This is a genomic window from Pseudoalteromonas denitrificans DSM 6059 (genome assembly GCF_900112265.1).
In the GTDB taxonomy this organism is placed as follows: Bacteria; Pseudomonadota; Gammaproteobacteria; order Enterobacterales; family Alteromonadaceae; genus Pseudoalteromonas; species Pseudoalteromonas denitrificans.
Map to the genome: position 1 here is coordinate 104,864 of NZ_FOLO01000006.1, position 16,498 is coordinate 121,361.

Annotated in this window: 15 protein-coding genes; 6 read left to right on the top strand and 9 right to left on the bottom strand. The window is 36.1% G+C overall.

What is annotated here, in order from left to right; translation table 11 throughout:
* Positions 1–4: 4 nt before the first annotated feature.
* The 7 genes from fliI to BM088_RS06085 form a co-directional block, all read right to left on the bottom strand.
* Entirely contained in the window at positions 5–1,333 is a 1,329-nt protein-coding gene (gene fliI / locus BM088_RS06055) for a flagellar protein export ATPase FliI (RefSeq protein WP_091981586.1), read from the bottom strand.
* A gap of 13 nt (positions 1,334–1,346) precedes the next feature.
* Positions 1,347–2,201 (bottom strand): flagellar assembly protein FliH, encoded by an 855-nt coding sequence (fliH, locus tag BM088_RS06060; RefSeq protein ID WP_091981590.1) that lies wholly within the window; start codon positions 2,199–2,201, stop codon positions 1,347–1,349.
* A 33-nt stretch (positions 2,202–2,234) separates the two neighbouring features.
* Positions 2,235–3,275 (bottom strand): flagellar motor switch protein FliG, encoded by a 1,041-nt coding sequence (fliG, locus tag BM088_RS06065; RefSeq protein WP_091981593.1) that lies wholly within the window; start codon positions 3,273–3,275, stop codon positions 2,235–2,237.
* Entirely contained in the window at positions 3,268–4,983 is a 1,716-nt protein-coding gene (gene fliF, locus BM088_RS06070) for a flagellar basal-body MS-ring/collar protein FliF (protein WP_091981596.1), read from the bottom strand. The genes fliG and fliF overlap by 8 nt, the downstream gene beginning before the upstream one ends.
* A 102-nt stretch (positions 4,984–5,085) precedes the next feature.
* Positions 5,086–5,409: a flagellar hook-basal body complex protein FliE gene (gene fliE, locus BM088_RS06075; protein ID WP_091981600.1), complete on the bottom strand. Its 324-nt coding sequence runs from the start codon at positions 5,407–5,409 to the stop codon at positions 5,086–5,088.
* A 224-nt stretch (positions 5,410–5,633) separates the two neighbouring features.
* Positions 5,634–7,028, bottom strand: a complete 1,395-nt coding sequence (locus BM088_RS06080; RefSeq protein ID WP_091981605.1) for a sigma-54-dependent transcriptional regulator — start codon at positions 7,026–7,028, stop codon at positions 5,634–5,636.
* Between the two features lie 130 nt (positions 7,029–7,158).
* Positions 7,159–8,283: a sensor histidine kinase gene (locus BM088_RS06085; RefSeq protein ID WP_091981918.1), complete on the bottom strand. Its 1,125-nt coding sequence runs from the start codon at positions 8,281–8,283 to the stop codon at positions 7,159–7,161.
* Between the two features lie 181 nt (positions 8,284–8,464).
* On the opposite strand from BM088_RS06085, the gene BM088_RS06090 reads away from it, so the two are divergent.
* A complete protein-coding gene (locus BM088_RS06090; protein ID WP_091981608.1) occupies positions 8,465–9,055 on the top strand; it encodes a DNA-3-methyladenine glycosylase I in 591 nt (196 codons plus the stop codon).
* A 28-nt stretch (positions 9,056–9,083) separates the two neighbouring features.
* Here the strand turns inward: BM088_RS06090 and BM088_RS06095 are convergent, their stop codons facing one another.
* Positions 9,084–10,541, bottom strand: coding sequence for a sigma-54 dependent transcriptional regulator (locus tag BM088_RS06095; protein ID WP_091981613.1), 1,458 nt, complete (start codon positions 10,539–10,541; stop codon positions 9,084–9,086).
* A 153-nt stretch (positions 10,542–10,694) separates the two neighbouring features.
* The gene (locus BM088_RS06100) at positions 10,695–12,503 is read right to left on the bottom strand and encodes a flagellinolysin (protein ID WP_177207962.1); all 1,809 of its coding nucleotides are present in this window, start codon (positions 12,501–12,503) and stop codon (positions 10,695–10,697) included.
* A 214-nt stretch (positions 12,504–12,717) separates the two neighbouring features.
* On the opposite strand from BM088_RS06100, the gene fliS reads away from it, so the two are divergent.
* From fliS to BM088_RS06125, 5 genes are all read left to right on the top strand, one after another.
* Positions 12,718–13,128, top strand: a complete 411-nt coding sequence (fliS, locus tag BM088_RS06105) for a flagellar export chaperone FliS (RefSeq protein WP_091981620.1) — start codon at positions 12,718–12,720, stop codon at positions 13,126–13,128.
* Between the two features lie 4 nt (positions 13,129–13,132).
* Positions 13,133–13,426, top strand: coding sequence for a hypothetical protein (locus tag BM088_RS06110; protein ID WP_091981624.1), 294 nt, complete (start codon positions 13,133–13,135; stop codon positions 13,424–13,426).
* An 82-nt stretch (positions 13,427–13,508) separates the two neighbouring features.
* Entirely contained in the window at positions 13,509–14,510 is a 1,002-nt protein-coding gene (pseB, locus tag BM088_RS06115; RefSeq protein WP_091981628.1) for a UDP-N-acetylglucosamine 4,6-dehydratase (inverting), read from the top strand.
* Positions 14,507–15,655: a UDP-4-amino-4,6-dideoxy-N-acetyl-beta-L-altrosamine transaminase gene (pseC, locus tag BM088_RS06120; RefSeq protein ID WP_091981631.1), complete on the top strand. Its 1,149-nt coding sequence runs from the start codon at positions 14,507–14,509 to the stop codon at positions 15,653–15,655. Before pseB ends, pseC begins: the two co-directional genes overlap by 4 nt.
* The gene (locus tag BM088_RS06125) at positions 15,652–16,497 is read left to right on the top strand and encodes an aldo/keto reductase (RefSeq protein WP_091981634.1); all 846 of its coding nucleotides are present in this window, start codon (positions 15,652–15,654) and stop codon (positions 16,495–16,497) included. The genes pseC and BM088_RS06125 overlap by 4 nt, the downstream gene beginning before the upstream one ends.
* Position 16,498: the final 1 nt, after the last annotated feature.

A 16,498-nucleotide genomic window follows, 5' to 3' on the forward strand; every position in this document is an offset into this window, starting at 1 on the left:
TAATTTAAGTCTGACCTAATAATTTTGCCAAACCTTGTAGACCTTCATCATATGGGATGACATCTGACATTCCCTGCTGGAGAAATTGATTTACAGCTGGCATCATAGAGATGGCCTTATCTAATAATTGATCTGTTCCTTGTTGGTAAGCTCCCAAGGTGATCATATCTTTGTTTTGTTGGTACATAGAATAAACTTGTTTTAATACTCTTGCTTGCTGCATATGCGCATCAGATACAACCTGTGGCATAACCCGACTAATTGATTTTTCAATATCAATAGCAGGATAGTGACCTCCATCAGCAAGTTCTCTAGACAGTACTATATGACCATCTAAAATTGCACGAGCGGCATCAGCGATAGGATCTTGCATATCATCACCTTCCGATAATACAGTGAAAAATGCAGTTATAGCCCCCTGACCTTCACCACCATTGCCAGCGCGTTCAACCAGTGCGGGTAACTTTGCAAATACTGAAGGTGGGTATCCTTTTGTAGCTGGAGGCTCACCCACAGCCAAGGCAATCTCTCTTTGTGCCATCGCATAACGTGTTACTGAATCTAATAGTAGTAAAACATTTAGGCCTTGATCTCGAAAATATTCAGCAATTGTTACTGCCGTTTCACAGCCTTTCAACCTCATTAAAGGCGAAGAATCCGCTGGTGCGGCAACAACGACAGAACGTTTTCGACCTTCATCGCCAAGTATTTCTTCTATAAACTCTTTGACTTCTCGTCCGCGCTCTCCCACTAAACCGACGACAGTTACATCTGCGATAGAACCTCTGGTCATCATACCAAGCAATACGGATTTACCCACACCACTACCTGCAAACAACCCCATTCTTTGACCTTGTCCAACCGTGATAACTGAGTTAATAGCTCTCACCCCAACGTCCATAGGTTGTGTAATCGATCGCCTTGATAATGGGTTTATTTGATTTTGAGCAAACTTTAGCTTTTTTTCACAAGCAATTGGTCCTAAGCCATCGAGGGGACGGCCTAAACCATCAACGACTCTCCCTAACAATCCCATTCCAACAGGTAAACCCATATCTTTTACTTGTGGGATTACACGAGCGCCAGGCAACATACCTGAAATTGCATCATTAGGCATCAAATAAAGCGTATCACCGTTAAACCCAATTACTTCGGCATCAACCATCCCATTTAATGTTTCTATTTGACACTGACTCCCTATCGGTGCTTTAACACCTTGTGCTTCTAAAGTTAGCCCAACGACTCTGGTTAAACTCCCTGCAATGGCTGGCGGTATCTTTTGAATATTCTTTTTATATGATGAAAATTTGTCTGCTAAATCTATTGATTGCATTTACAAAACCAACCTAATCTTCATTTGGATCGAGTTTATCGATCCCGCTAGAATGTAAAAAACTATTTAAAGTATCTGACACTCTATTTTGTAAAGAAAAATCAATTGAAGAGTTATTTGAGTTTATAATACACCCGCCACGCTCTAAACTAGGTTCTGACTTTAATCGCCATCCCCTATCGTCTAACTCTTCCTGACCATAACTACTAATTATAATATCCAGATCATCAGGGTGAAGCTGGATTTCACATTTTTGATGAGACAAAGGCAATGCATCCATACATTGTTTTAAGGTAGATAAAATAACTTTGTCATTTGTTTTAACTTCCGTATAAATAACGGCTTGAGCCAGCATAGTTGCTAATGCTACAAGTTGCTTCTCAGCCGCATCATCATAATGACGCAAAGGTGTATTTAATGCTTCAAATAAACTACTTAATGATTGCAACTTTTCATCAATTAAAGGCTGTGCAAGTTCTAATCCTTGTTCTTTTCCTTGCGTTAGTCCATCTTCAAAACCCGTTTGGATCCCTTGTGTTTTTCCTTCCTCCAGTCCAACGGGATAACCCTCTTCCTTACCTTGGTTAAATCCTTCTTCATATGCATCTTGACGAATTGCTTCCAGCTCTTGCAAAGTCATGGGAGCAACCTCTTGCTCCGCTTCATTTAATTCTACTTCATCAGCTTCATCTGGTACGGGTGGGTTATATAGGTCTTCTAATGGTGTACCCATAGCTGTTGAACGACCAGAATACAGTTCTTTCTTCTTTTCATCAGTCACTTCTGGCGCACTCCAGTATTTTAACAGCTCGCTAACGGCTTCTTCTGACTGAATTGGTTGACCATTACGATATTTACCTAACTTCATTTAGCTTTTTGGCTCCTCGCCTAAAGTTTAAACTTACAAGAACTCTTCGCCGCCGCCGCCGCCAAGCATAATTTCCCCGGCATCAGCAAGCCTGCGAGACACTGCTAAGATTTCTTTTTGTGCACCTTCAACTTCACTAATACGAACAGGACCCATGGCCTCTAAATCATCAGCTAACATATCTGCGGCACGTTTTGACATATTTTTAAGAATTTTATCTTTAAGGCCTTCATCCGCACCTTTAATTGCCTTCATCAATACATCTTGCTGAACATCTCGTAAAATAGCCTGAATACCACGATCATCTACATCAATTAAATTATCGAATACAAACATTAAATCCTGTATTTGTTGTGACATATCTTCATCATGCTCCCTGATTGAATCCATTAGTTGGCCTTCAATATTAGTTTCAAGATAATTCATTATGTCTGCTGCTGCTTTTAAACCACCCATTTTTGCAGCCTGAGCGCCCGCTTGCCCGGCAAATTGTTTTTCCATTATTTCATTCAATTCTTGTAATGCCGCAGGCTGAACTTCTTCTAAATTTGCAATTCGCATCGTTAGATCTAAACGCACTTTCTCAGGAAATTGAGCGATTATTTCAGCCGATTGTTCAGGATCTAAATATGACAATACAATAGTTTGAATTTGTGGATGTTCATTTCTTATAATATTTGCAACTTGTTTAGAGTCCATCCATTTTAGTGAATCAAGTCCTTTAGCACCTGAACCTAAAATAATTTGATCTATAATATTTGCAGCTTTTTCTTCACCCAATGCAGCAGTAAGAGCTTTTTTAATAAAGTCTTCAGACTGAAAACCAATGTTACTAAAGCTCTGTATTTGATCTATAAACAATTTATGCACAGCACTAATTTTGTCTTGGCTTAAGTCAGTTAGAGCTGCCATTGACATACCAACTTTTTGAACTTGTTTTGGTTCTAAGTTTTTTAGAATTTGTGCCGCATCTTCTTCTGAAAGGCTTAATAATAAAATGGATGCTTTTTCTACACCATCCAGTTTATCAACATCAAATCCCTGTGTTGTTTCTGGTATTTGTTCATCAGTCATCTTCAGTTAACCACGCTTTAACTACTTGAGAGGATAATTCAGGCTCATTTGCAACCAAGGCTCTTATCGCTTTTAATAAATCGTCATCACCATGTAAATCTGGTAATTGTAAAGTACCATCCGGTGAGAAACCAACCGAAGCTTCATCAAAATCTTGCGATAACATATCGAGTGTACTATCGCCTAAATCTACACCTGAACTTAGAGAGTCTTCATCATATTCCTCAAGTGTATCACTTGGGTTAATAAGTTTCTTCAACATAGGACGAACAACCGCCATAATTAAAACAATTATAACTAAAGCACCTAAGCCTAAACGAACAACTTTTATAAACCATGCTTGCTCCCACATAGGAACTTCCACAATTTCTGACGATGCAGCTTTTACAAAAGGTACAGTTACAACTTCTAATACATCACCTCGTTGCATGTTAAAACCAACACCACCTTGCAATAACCGTCGGATATTTGCGAGCTCTTGCTGAGAGCGAGGCACTTGTGATGTTGCCCCTTCTGCATTTGTAGCTGATTTATAGTCAACTGCAACGCTAATTCTACGAATGACGCCTGTTTGTTGGCGCTTATGAGAAATTGTTGTATCTAGCTCATAATTACGAGTCGCCTCTTTATGATTTCTACTCGGTGCACTGGTAGATTGAGCCCCCTCACCTGTTTTTTCTGGAATGCTTGAATTAGCAGGAGGTTGATTTGATAATGCACCAGGAATACCTACAGCCAATCCCCCTATATTATTTTCTTCTACGGTCATTTCACTTCGAATAGCGGGTAAATCAGGGTTGTAACGTTTTTGAGTTTCTTCCACTGAACTAAAATCCATGACTAAATCTACTTGTGCTGTATAACTGCCCAAACCAACAACAGGAATTAAAATTGTATCAATTTTTTCTAAATAAACTTCTTCACGTTTACGTTCAATATCATATTCTTTACGTGAACGTGACGCTAACGAGTCTTGTGAACCTGAGTTTAGTAATCGTCCATTTTGATCAGTTACCGTGACCCGTGATGGCTCCAAACCTTGAACAGCCGAAGCAATAATATCAACAATAGCATCAACTTCTTCACCTCGTAAAATACGACCTCGCTTTAAAGTTAATACAATCGTTGCGGATGGTTTTTTCTCTCGTCTGGCAAATACGTTTTCTTTTGGTATTGCTAATAAGACCTTAGCGCGATTAATATTTCTTAATTCTTCTATTGTTCTTGCTAATTGTTGCTCTCTGCCATGTTTTAAACGCTCTCTTTCTAACCTTTGACTAACACCAAACCCCATATCTTGCATCAGAATATCTGTACCAGAATTAGGACTTTGCTCTAAGCCTTCGCGTTTCATTAATAACTTAATGGTTTGATAATCAGTTTCAGGAACTAAAACAATATTACCATCAAGTTTATATTCAATTTTTTGTGCATCTAAGAAATCTAACGTTTGAATAAGTTCATCCGTTGGCATTTTACCCAATGGACGCATATCAGGTTGACGTGCCCAAATAATGATAAAAACAGCAATGGCTAAACAGATAGTAAGTGCAATTATCAAAGTGGCTTGACGTAAAACATCAACACCACTCAGTGCACTTAAAAAACCTGATTTTTGCTCTTGTCCCATTTCATTCATGCCACCAGCATCTAAAGTGCCGCCTGCATCTGGGATTGAAAGATCTGTGCTTTGATTACCTTGGGTCACAAAATAACTCCATCAGCCTATTTTGGCCATATTCATGATATTTTATATTTAACTCTTTCATAAATGCTTTCGCATTTAAAATAATTTTTGTATCACAAAAGCTTAGACTGGCATATTCATGATATCTTTATATGCTTCAACAAGCTTATTACGTACTTGAACTGTAGCTTCAAATGCAACCGATGATTTTTGCGATGCAATCATTGCTTCAGCAAGAGAAACGCGTCGGTCTCCCATTTCAACTGCTGTTACTTTACTAGCGGCATCTCTTTGTAAACCTGCAACATTATCAATCGCACTTTGTAATAAATTACCAAACTCTGTGCTTGACGCCCCTTGTATAGGTAATTGGTTTTGCGTTTTAGTGCCAGCTTCAACCGACATTAATTGCATTTCTTGGAATATAGAATTAGCTGGTATTTTCATTGTTTTTCCATAATTTATAATCACTTAAAGTTATGAATGCAATTTATTTGCCACATTTTATTTACTATTAATTTCAACCTGTTACGGTTTTTTTTAATGCTTTAATTTAATGTCATTGTTTTGACTGTACATTATTTTATAGGTGAGAATATTTATTAAATAAGGTGTTAATATTTGGTAGGACTAAATAAAGTGGGTAAAGCAAAGCATTACCCACTTTATATTTATGCTGGTACTTGTATTCCTAAATCTCTCATTTTTGCTAATTTATAGCGTAGAGTTCTAGGGCTAATTCCTAGTTTTTCAGCAACATCTTTTCGGCGGCCATGACAAGATTCTAATGTTTCTAAAATAATCTTATTTTCTTGATCTTTTAATTCATCTTTAAAACTTGTCTCACTAGAAACGGAATTTAAATTTTGTGAAATAGTCACTATGTCATCTGTTATAGGTGAAGAGTCATTTTTGTGTAAAGTTTCGTGTGTCGTTGGTTGCAATAATTCAAGAAATATTTCACTTTCATCTATTACATCGCTCACTTGCAAAATTAAAGCGCGCTGAATAACATTATCCAATTCTCGTACATTTCCAGGCCAACTATGTTGATATAACTTCTGTTTAGCAGAATCCGTTAACTCAGGCTTTACTTGTCCGGCTCTTTCACAATGTCGCTCAATTAAATGTTCGGCTAATGGCAAAATATCACCAGCTCTTTCTTTTAAAGGCAACCACTGTAGAGGAAATACATTTAAACGATAATATAAATCTTCTCTAAACTTCCCTTCAGACACTGCTAGTTTTAAATCTCTGTTACTGGTTGCTAACACTCGCACATCTAGTTTAATTGTTTTGCGACTACCCAGCCTTTCAACTTCTCGCTCTTGTAACACTCTTAATAACTTAGCTTGCAGACTCAAATCCATTTCAGTAATTTCATCAAGTAATATAGTGCCTTTTTGTGCTTGCTCAAATTTACCAGGACAAGCTGCAATAGCCCCTGTAAATGCACCTTTTTCATAACCAAATAATGTTGCTTCTAACATATTTTCAGGTATAGCAGCACAATTAATTGCCACAAAAGCAGATTCGGTACGTTCTGAATGATCATGTATATATCTTGCAAGTACTTCTTTTCCAGAACCACTAGGTCCTAATACCATGACACTTGCTTGTGATTTTGCAACTTTTTGCGCCAATTCAAGTAAAGCAAGGCTTTGACTATCAGCAACAATAGGACCATCTGTTTCTTTTTCCTTTTCAGGAAGATAACGGCTAACCATATTCAAAAGAACTTGAGGGGCAAATGGCTTAGCCATATAATCGATCGCACCTAAGCGCATCGCCTCTACGGCATCATCTATCGTTGCATAAGCAGTCATCATTAGTACTGGTAAGTCAGGCTGATTTAATTTAATACTTTTGAGAAGGTCAATTCCTGATAACCCACCCATTTGAACATCACTTACGACTAAGGAAACTTTTTCCTTTTTAAGTAACATAATTGCTTGCTCAGCACTATTAGCCTCAATGCAGTCAATACCAGCTAATTGAAGCGTATCAATTAATGCTTCACGTAAACCAGCATCATCCTCAACCACTAAAATTTTATTTTCGTTCATGCTCCCTCCAATACCGAATAATTAACAACGGACGGCATTAAAATTGATAAGTTTTGACAAATAAAATAGACCCTAAAAGATCTTTTACTAAAGCCCACACCAAACTCATTTTGTATGGTTTTACTCTCTGTCACGAATCATCCTTTATGGGATTTTTCATCGCAGTTTGAATTGAAAAAATAGGTAAGTGAATGTTAAATGCAGCACCTTCAATTTGATCTTGCATCAAACTCACTTTACCTTGATGACTCGCAGCTACAGCATTAACAACAGCTAAACCTAAGCCTGTTCCCTGACTTTTTGTTGTAAAGAATGGCTCAAATATTTTGCTCATTAATTCTTTTGGTACGCCCGGACCATTATCAGATACGCAAATACAAACCATATCAGCCTCTAATTCATCTCTTTTTGCTGATAAAATAATTTTTGCGCCTTGGCCTTTTACCTGAATACTATTGTGAATTAAATTTGCAATCGCACTCGCTAAAGCCGTTTTATTCCCCGTGATCTCAATATCTGGTTCAGGTAACTCAATACACAATTGACCTTGGTGCTGTAAAACCATCGCTTCCGAACTTGCTTTTACTTCCGTCAAAAGTTGTTGCATAGAAACTTTTTCAACAACTTGCTGCTCTCCACTTTTAGCAAAAAGCAACATGTCATTTACTTGTGTTTCAAGATCTTGCAATCGAGACATTAGCTTAAGATGAAATTTATCTCTTGAATGTGCTTGAAGATTTTGATTACCTAAATGATCCGCATATAACATGGCAGCAGATAATGGGGTTCGAACCTGATGTGCTAATGAAGCAACCATTTTACCTAAAGCACCTAAACGTTGCATATGTGCTAATCGTTCTTGTAATAAGCGTGTTTCTGTTAGGTCTGTCATTAAAATTAATTGACCGGGCTCAGGAGACAAAGGTGAAATATTAAGTTTCACACGTCGACCGTCTTTAAGTGAGACTTCATGACCATCATCTTGTTTAGGACAAAATGATCTTTGGATAATAGATAGCCATTTCTCTCCCTTTAAGGGTTCACCAAGCATATCTATTGCAATTTGATTTGCTCTAGCAATCATCCCTCTTCCATCAAGAACAATAACGCCTGCTGGCAAGGTATCTACCAAATGATTAAGCCAACTTGATTGTTGTCTTAATTCATTTAACTCGCCAACATACGACTCCTGCATTAAACAAGGGTTATATTGAGCTGATGAATAATCATTTTGAAATACTTGAGCAAGAGCCATAACTTCCAAACCTAACAAATAAAAACTACCTTGGATAAAGCAGAGATCGTGCCATAAAAATAAAACTAAATATCAACCACTTAAAGATCAACTTGTATGTCAATAAAGTGACTAGTGCATATTTTAAATATAGAATTGCTATGTTAATGTATTAAATAAATCTATAACTGAGAAATTTTAAATGTGTGAATACTGCCCTTGGCTTGATATGACTAAACCCGATTATGTTCATTACCATGATGAGGAGTGGGGAGTACCATTATTTGATGATCAAAAACTATTTGAATTTATCACACTTGAATCAGCACAGGCAGGTTTAAGTTGGTATACAATTTTAATGAAAAGAGATAACTATCGTCTGGCATTTGATAATTTCAACCCAAATAAAATATCACTTTATGATGATAAAAAAGTATTAGAATTATTAGGTAATTCAGGGATAATTCGTAATAAGTTAAAAATTAGAGCAACAATAAATAATGCTGCTAAATTTTTAGAAATACAAAAAGAATTTGGTAGTTTTGCTAAATACCAATGGCAATTTGTAAATGGCAAGCCCATAGTTAGTACAATTAAAACAGCTGGTGATTATGTATCTACCAGCAAAGAATCTGAAATTTTTGCAAAGGATTTAAAGAAACGAGGATTTAAATTTTTAGGGCCTACAACTGTATATGCACATATGCAAGCCTGTGGAATGGTTAATGATCACAGTTTAAATTGCCACCGAAGAGCTCAAGTTCTAGATAGTTATAAAGAATTAGGCTTGTAAATGAAACTGCAAACATTTTTGATCAAAACTAATCTTTATTTAAATTATATTTTTTCATTTTTTCAACTAAAGTCGTACGCCTCACACCTAGTATTTCAGCAGCCCTAGCAACAACAAAATCATGGCGCTCTAGCGCTTGAGTAATCAAGCTTACTTCAAGTTCTGCCAAATACTCTTTAAGCTCGATTCCTTCATCGGGTAATAAACCCATAACAGCTTCAGTTTGAGAAAACTCTAGATCATCCTCATCTTCAGCATTGCCAGAAAAGCCACTACCAAATATTTCATTTAATGCCTGACGCTCTAATATTTCTTCAGGATATTCAGGAATAAAAGTATCTACCTCTAAGTGTTGATATTTTTTTGGTAAATCTTGTGCATCGATGACCTTTTCAGGAAACATAATTACCATGCGTTCAACTAAATTTGCAAGTTCGCGTACATTTCCAGGCCAAGCGTGTTCTTTCAAGTTTTCTAATGCTTGTTCAGTAAATTTTGCAGTATTACCACCTTGCTCACAATTTCTCTTCATTAACTCTTTTAATAATAAAGGAATATCATCTTTTCTTTCACTCAAGGCTGGGTTTTCAATCGGGAATACATTTAATCGATAATATAAATCTTCTCTAAATTGACCAGATTCTATCATCTCATCTAGATTTCGGTGAGTCGCAGCAATGACACGAACATCTGCTGAAATTGCTTTAGTGCCACCCACTCTTTCATATGTGCGTTCTTGCAACACACGCAGTAATTTCACTTGCATTTGAAGTGGCATATCACCGATTTCATCTAAAAATAAAGTCCCTCCCTGTGCAAGTTCAAACCGCCCTTTTCGTGCAGAAATAGCCCCCGTGAAAGCTCCTTTTTCATGACCAAAAAGTTCACTTTCAAGTAATTCTGCGGGAATAGCGCCACAATTAACAGGTACGAATGGACCTTTAGAACGTTTTGATAATAAGTGAACATTTCGCGCTACAACTTCTTTACCTGTTCCCGACTCTCCTAAAATGAGAACATTTGCATTAGTAATTGCAACTTGTTCAATTAGAAAGCGAATATTTTTAATTACAGAAGTTTCCCCAATTAAACCATCAAAATGTTTTGCGCCTAAAGTTGAGCTTCCACTTTTGGGGATCAAACGGCGATATTCTTGGCAATCATGAATGAGTTGAGTTGTAATAGCATAATTAAATGGTTCGCTAATCAAGCCTATAACATTTGCCATAGATAATAGGGGTTGAAGTGTTTCACCTAATAATAGAAATGGAATTTCAGGGTTATCGCGGATCACAGCTTCATGATCTAAATGAGTACTGGCACCCAAGATAAAAGCTGTTACACAATCAACAGGTGTACAAAGAGCTTGGTAATTTTTTTCATTTACAATCTGATTTACTTCATCTATAAAAAGTAAAGAAGTTGATAATGCTAATGCACGACTTTGATTATCATCAAATATTAAAATTTTTGATGGACCTGCCATATTTTATTATGACTAGATTGTAATCCGATTTAAACATGATGCAAGGTTAATGCGGCATTTTTTTGACATAGATTCAAATTTTTGACAAATAAGAACAACTTATTTTTAAAGCTTTATTTAATGTATTGAGCAAAAATGAAATTTAAGTTTAGTCTATTGAAGAAGAGATAATGCTAACTGAGGCATTTGATTTGCCTGAGCCAGCAAACTTGTTGCAGCTTGTTGCTTAATTTGAACTTTTGTTAACTCAGTCATTTCTGTTGCATAATCTGTATCTCGGATACGACCTCGACTTGCTGTTGTATTTTCATTTATATTGGCTTGATTATTTACCGTATTCCCTAAACGATTAATCACGGCTCCCAACTGAGCTCTTGAAGAATCAATAATCCTTAAAGCGTCGTCAGCAGCAAACACTGCAAACTGTGGAAAATTAACCACATCAATATAATCGAGACCTAAATTTTGAGTGCTAAAAGTACCAACACTGAAATCAATTGTTTCAAATGAACCGGCACCAACTTGAATTGATACATTTCGCCCACCACCGCCATTAATTTCAACTTGGTAGTTCTCTAATCTGGTTTCATCAATATTAGGATTCCCGCTTACATCCCAGCTTGAAGAATCAAAATCTGTTGCGTTATTATCATCATCTCCTGAAATAAATGTTTCTAAAAATGATTTTGCTCCAATTGTACCATCACCCAAGCCTTGCATGGTATTTTCTCTTCTTGGTGCTTGCGAACCATTTGCATCAAACCCTCCAAACGCTCCATTATCTAAATTTGTCAGATCCATATTGGTATTGATAAAGTCTTCAAATACTGTTGCTGCAGTAGATGGAGCTGCCGGAGCTGCTCCCAAAGCAGTAAATAGCCCAGCTTCATTTGCCCAAGTACCATTTGATGCAGTATTCAGTGCAGCATCTAGAGTCGCACCTGTTGCTAATTCAGCATTTAAGTCTTTCATACCGGCTTGCCCAATTTGACTATGTATATAACGCTGAATTATATAACCTCCTGAATAAGCTCCCGCAGTACTCACAACAGCAGCAGAACCTGCTTCAGCCTGAGCAGAAACCCATAAAGCAGCAATACCAACAGTACCACCGCCTCCAGCAGCGATATCGTTTGCAACTCTTGAATCAGCTCCTCGGATCGCTTCAGCAGACCCTTCTTTAAACCAGGCTGGAATATTAGCCCAGTCTTCAAAATTAGCCCCTTGGATCGCATGTACCATTTCGTGAAGTATCACTTCATCTAGCTCTAACCCTGCCGGATCACCATTTGGTAAATTTGAAGCATTAAAATCATCCAAATCTATTACCATAACTTGATTAAATGCAGCCCCCCCTGCTGTTGCTGCACTAACAAAAGCAGCAGTACCTCCAGCGCCATCCACATGTTCTAAATCAATTTTAAGAGTGCGATCTAAACCATCGAGACCTAACTGATCCATAATGATAGATTCAGACTCAAATAACCAAGTTGAAGTCATTCCTTTAACTAGGTCTCTCTCAACTATATCTAGTAACCTACCACCCGTTGGACCAAATAGTTTTTTTCCACCAAATGTTGTTGTATCGTTCACTCTATCAATTTCAGTTTGTAATTGTGACACCTCTTGTTGAATTGCTTTTCGGTCATCATTGCTTAAAGTCCCATTTGCAGATTGTAAACTTAAGTCTCGTATTCTATTTAAAGCATTAGTAACTTCAGCCATAGCGCCATCTGCTGTTTGAGCCATAGAAATACCATCATTAGCATTTTTCATAGCAACAAAAGTACCGTTTACTTGAGAGGTGAGCCTATTTGATATTTGTAAACCCGCAGCATCATCTGCCGCTGAATTTATTCGCAGTCCACTAGAAATTTTTTGTAACGACTTTTCTAACTGATTTGAACTGCCAGTTAATTGTCGCTGTAGAAATAACGATGAGATATTTGTTGTAATTCTCATTATCAACCTAAAATAGAACTAACCAGTATAAATATCGACCAATTTATATATAACTTTAATTTAAAAGCATTCTTTATTTCACTGGTTAATAATATAATTTAAGAAATTTTAATTTCAGTCGATACTCTGATTAGAAAGAGATTTAATCAAAATTAATACAAATGGCATTTTTTTTGCTTACTTTAGTTAATTAAAGAAATTTTAGGAGTGTGTTATGGCACATGTATCGATAAATAAATATCGCCAAGTTAGTATCAATAATGTTCAAGATATGGCCCCATATGAACAAGTTAAATTAATTTTAGTTAATATTGTAGGAAAACTCGCAGCTGTTAAAGGTTGTATTGAGCGAAAAGATATTGAGAAAAAAGGGCTGTATATTTCAAATTGTATTTCTCTTATTGGGGCATTACAAACAGCACTTAACATGGATGAAGGTGGTGAAATATCAGAAAATTTGGCCTCTTTGTATGAGTATTGTCAATTTAAGTTAGTTAACGCAAATGTTGAAAATGACGTAGAAGGTATTATTGAAGTTTCAAATATAATAAAAAATATAAAAGAAGGCTGGGATGCTATCCCTCAAGATGTTAGGCAAAGTGCTCAGCAAGCGGCTACAGGTTAAAGCCATGCTACAAACATTTGATCATGAACAACTTAAAATATTTATAAATGCATTAAAGTCCGCAATTGAAAACGGCGAAAATGAAAAAGCGATAAAAGCTCAAGAAACATTAGATAATTATATACACCTAACATGTGGGAACAAAGAATACCCACAATCAAAAAAAACACTACAAGAAGCAAAATATTTAATCGATAATTTAAGTATTTATGCAACTGAAAAAAAACTGAATATAGGAAAGGAAATTATTCAAAAAAAACAGAATGCAAAAGCAATTGCAAAGTATCGTTCAGTTTAGCAGCATATAGATTCTATATACTATTAATCATGTTAAGAGCATGATATAAATAGTTTAAAATGGTATTTTCAGGAGTGTATTCATGTTTAATAATAAAATTATTTTAATTACCGGAGGAACTGGTTCTTTTGGTAAAAAATATGTTGCTACTTTATTAAAACGATACAAGCCTAAAAAAATTATTATTTTTTCTCGAGATGAATTAAAACAATATGAAATGCAGCAGGTTTTTAATCAACCTTGTATGCGATATTTTATTGGCGATGTCAGAGATCAAAGCAGGTTAATTCGTGCCATGCGCGGTGTTGATTATGTTATTCATGCAGCCGCGTTAAAACAAGTTCCAGCTGCTGAATACAACCCCATGGAGTGTATAAAAACAAATATCAATGGTGCTGAAAATGTTATTGAAGCAGCATTAGATAATGATGTAGAAAAAGTTATTGCTTTATCAACTGATAAAGCTGCAAATCCTATCAATCTATACGGTGCAACAAAATTAGCTTCAGATAAGCTGTTTGTTGCCGCAAACAATATCGCTGGAGGCCATAAAACAACCTTCTCTGTTGTACGTTATGGCAATGTTGTATGTTCTCGAGGATCTGTGATCCCTTTTTTCCAGCAATTAATAGATCAAGGCTCGGATCATTTACCTATTACACATAAAGATATGACACGTTTTTGGATAAGCCTACAAGATGGTGTTGATTTTGTTTTAACAAACTTCGCGCGTATGTTAGGCGGTGAAATTTTCGTACCAAAAATACCATCAATTAAAATTACCGAATTAGCGAGCTCTATGGCGCCCCACTTACCACATAAAGAAGTAGGAATTCGCCCAGGAGAAAAGCTTCATGAGGTTATGTGTCCTTCTGAATTATCCTATCAAACATACGAATACGATGATCACTTTGTCATAGCCCCTAGTATAAGTTTTAGTTCTCGCAGCAACGATTTTACCGTAAATGCTATTGGCGAAAAAGCAACCTTAGTACAAGAAGGTTTTGAATATAACTCTCTAGATAACCCTAAATATTTAGCTTTAAATGAAATAGCAGAATTTAATGCTAAGGCAGTTCAATGATCCCATACGGTCGTCAAAATATTAATGATGATGATATCGCAGCTGTTGTCGAAACGCTCAAGTCAAACTACCTGACACAAGGACCTAAAGTGCCTGCTTTTGAGCAGGCACTTTGCCACTATACCAATGCGAATTATGCATTTGCTACAAATAGTGCGACTTCAGCGTTGCATATCGCATGCATGGCTTTAGGTGTCAGTGATGGTGATATTGTTTGGACAAGTCCAATCTCTTTTGTGGCGTCAGCAAATTGTGCACTATATTGTGGAGCATCAATAGACTTTATTGATATCGATCTTAATACTGGAAATATCAGTATTGAACATTTAGCTGAAATGTTAATATTGGCTGAGCAAAATAACACTTTACCCAAAGTAATTATCCCTGTGCATTTAGCTGGCCAAAGCTGTGATATGAAAGCAATAGCACAGCTATGTGAGCCTTATAACATTCATATTATTGAAGATGCCAGTCATGCAATTGGTGGTGAATACAATGGGAATAAAATTGGTGCTTGCCAATATTCAGATATCAGTATATTTAGTTTTCACCCAGTTAAAATCATAACGAGTGCCGAAGGTGGTATGGCACTAACAAATAATACCTGTTTGGCTGAAAAACTAGATCGCTTACGGAGTCATGGGATCACTCGAGATATAAACCAAATGAAAGGACTAACTGATGGACCTTGGTATTATCAACAAGTAGAGCTAGGCTACAATTATCGTATGACCGAACTTCAAGCTGCTCTGGGTTTAAGTCAATTAAAAAATTTAGATAACTTTGTTGCTCTTCGAAATGAAAAAGCTGCTGTATATCTTGAAAAACTAAAAAAATTACCACTTAATATGTTAGAAGTCAGTAATAACTCTCTCTGTGCATACCATTTATTTATTATTCAATTACAAGATACTCAAAAACATAAAAAAGTATTTGAGGCCCTAAGAAAGTCAGGAATTGGTGTGAACTTACACTACATTCCTATTCCGAGTCAGCCTTATTATCAATCTTTAGGTTATACATTTTCAGAAATACCTATGGCTGAAAAATATTATCAAGGCGCTATATCCTTGCCGCTTTTTCCTGACTTAACTGTTGATGAACAAAAATATATTATTGAAACTTTAGGAACAATTCTAAAATGAAGCTTGTTTTAGGGACTGTGCAACTAGGTCTTGATTATGGTGTTAGCAATCAACTAGGCCAAGTCAGCGTAAACCAAGCTCATGAAATTTTAAAAACAGCACTAAACTTAGGGATAAATACTTTTGATACAGCTGCTGCTTATGGGAATTCAGAAACAATCTTAGGCTCATTTTTACCTCAAGATTCAAAAATAATTTCAAAATTACCTCCACAAGTAAATAATGCTCAAAGCATTGAGCAGCTATTAAATTGCTCTTTTGATAAACTTCAAGTTTCTCAACTACATGCTTTAATGTTACATGATGCTGATTTACTAATTAAAAACCCAGATATTCTATTGCAATTAAAAAAGCTAAAAAAAGATAAAAAAATAACTAAAATAGGTGCTTCATTTTATTTTCCTGAACAGCTTGAGGCTTGCCTTGAATTTGATTTAGATATAATTCAAATTCCAGCAAATATTTTAGATCAACGCTTTATTAAGGCAGGGTTACTTAACAAGTTAAAAGAGAAAGGTATTGAAATTCATGTACGCTCAGTATTTTTACAAGGCCTACTGTTAATGAATATAGCTGAGTTATCTGAATATTTTCACCAATTTAAAATCCTTTATAAACTAGATAAACATTTATCAAGTATTAGCCTAAATAGATTAAGTGCAAGCTTAGGTTTTCTTAAGTCTATTCCACAAATTGACGCTTTAGTAGTTGGCTGCTGTCACTACAAAGAGTTAATACAAATAAAGCAAGCTTTTGAGCAAGCCCCCGCATTTAATGCGAGTGCATTTAAAAGCCAAGACTTAGCACTAATTTATCCTGCAAACTGGCCGCAAAGGAGGTAAC

Coding starts and splice junctions, on each gene's coding strand:
- fliI (WP_091981586.1), bottom strand. CDS start 1,333: ATGCAATCAATAGATTTAGCAGACAAATTTTCATCATATAAAAAGAAT.
- fliH (WP_091981590.1), bottom strand. CDS start 2,201: ATGAAGTTAGGTAAATATCGTAATGGTCAACCAATTCAGTCAGAAGAA.
- fliG (WP_091981593.1), bottom strand. CDS start 3,275: ATGACTGATGAACAAATACCAGAAACAACACAGGGATTTGATGTTGAT.
- fliE (WP_091981600.1), bottom strand. CDS start 5,409: ATGAAAATACCAGCTAATTCTATATTCCAAGAAATGCAATTAATGTCG.
- BM088_RS06080 (WP_091981605.1), bottom strand. CDS start 7,028: ATGAACGAAAATAAAATTTTAGTGGTTGAGGATGATGCTGGTTTACGT.
- BM088_RS06085 (WP_091981918.1), bottom strand. CDS start 8,283: ATGGCTCTTGCTCAAGTATTTCAAAATGATTATTCATCAGCTCAATAT.
- BM088_RS06090 (WP_091981608.1), top strand. CDS start 8,465: ATGTGTGAATACTGCCCTTGGCTTGATATGACTAAACCCGATTATGTT.
- BM088_RS06095 (WP_091981613.1), bottom strand. CDS start 10,541: ATGGCAGGTCCATCAAAAATTTTAATATTTGATGATAATCAAAGTCGT.
- BM088_RS06100 (WP_177207962.1), bottom strand. CDS start 12,503: ATGAGAATTACAACAAATATCTCATCGTTATTTCTACAGCGACAATTA.
- fliS (WP_091981620.1), top strand. CDS start 12,718: ATGGCACATGTATCGATAAATAAATATCGCCAAGTTAGTATCAATAAT.
- BM088_RS06110 (WP_091981624.1), top strand. CDS start 13,133: ATGCTACAAACATTTGATCATGAACAACTTAAAATATTTATAAATGCA.
- pseB (WP_091981628.1), top strand. CDS start 13,509: ATGTTTAATAATAAAATTATTTTAATTACCGGAGGAACTGGTTCTTTT.
- pseC (WP_091981631.1), top strand. CDS start 14,507: ATGATCCCATACGGTCGTCAAAATATTAATGATGATGATATCGCAGCT.
- BM088_RS06125 (WP_091981634.1), top strand. CDS start 15,652: ATGAAGCTTGTTTTAGGGACTGTGCAACTAGGTCTTGATTATGGTGTT.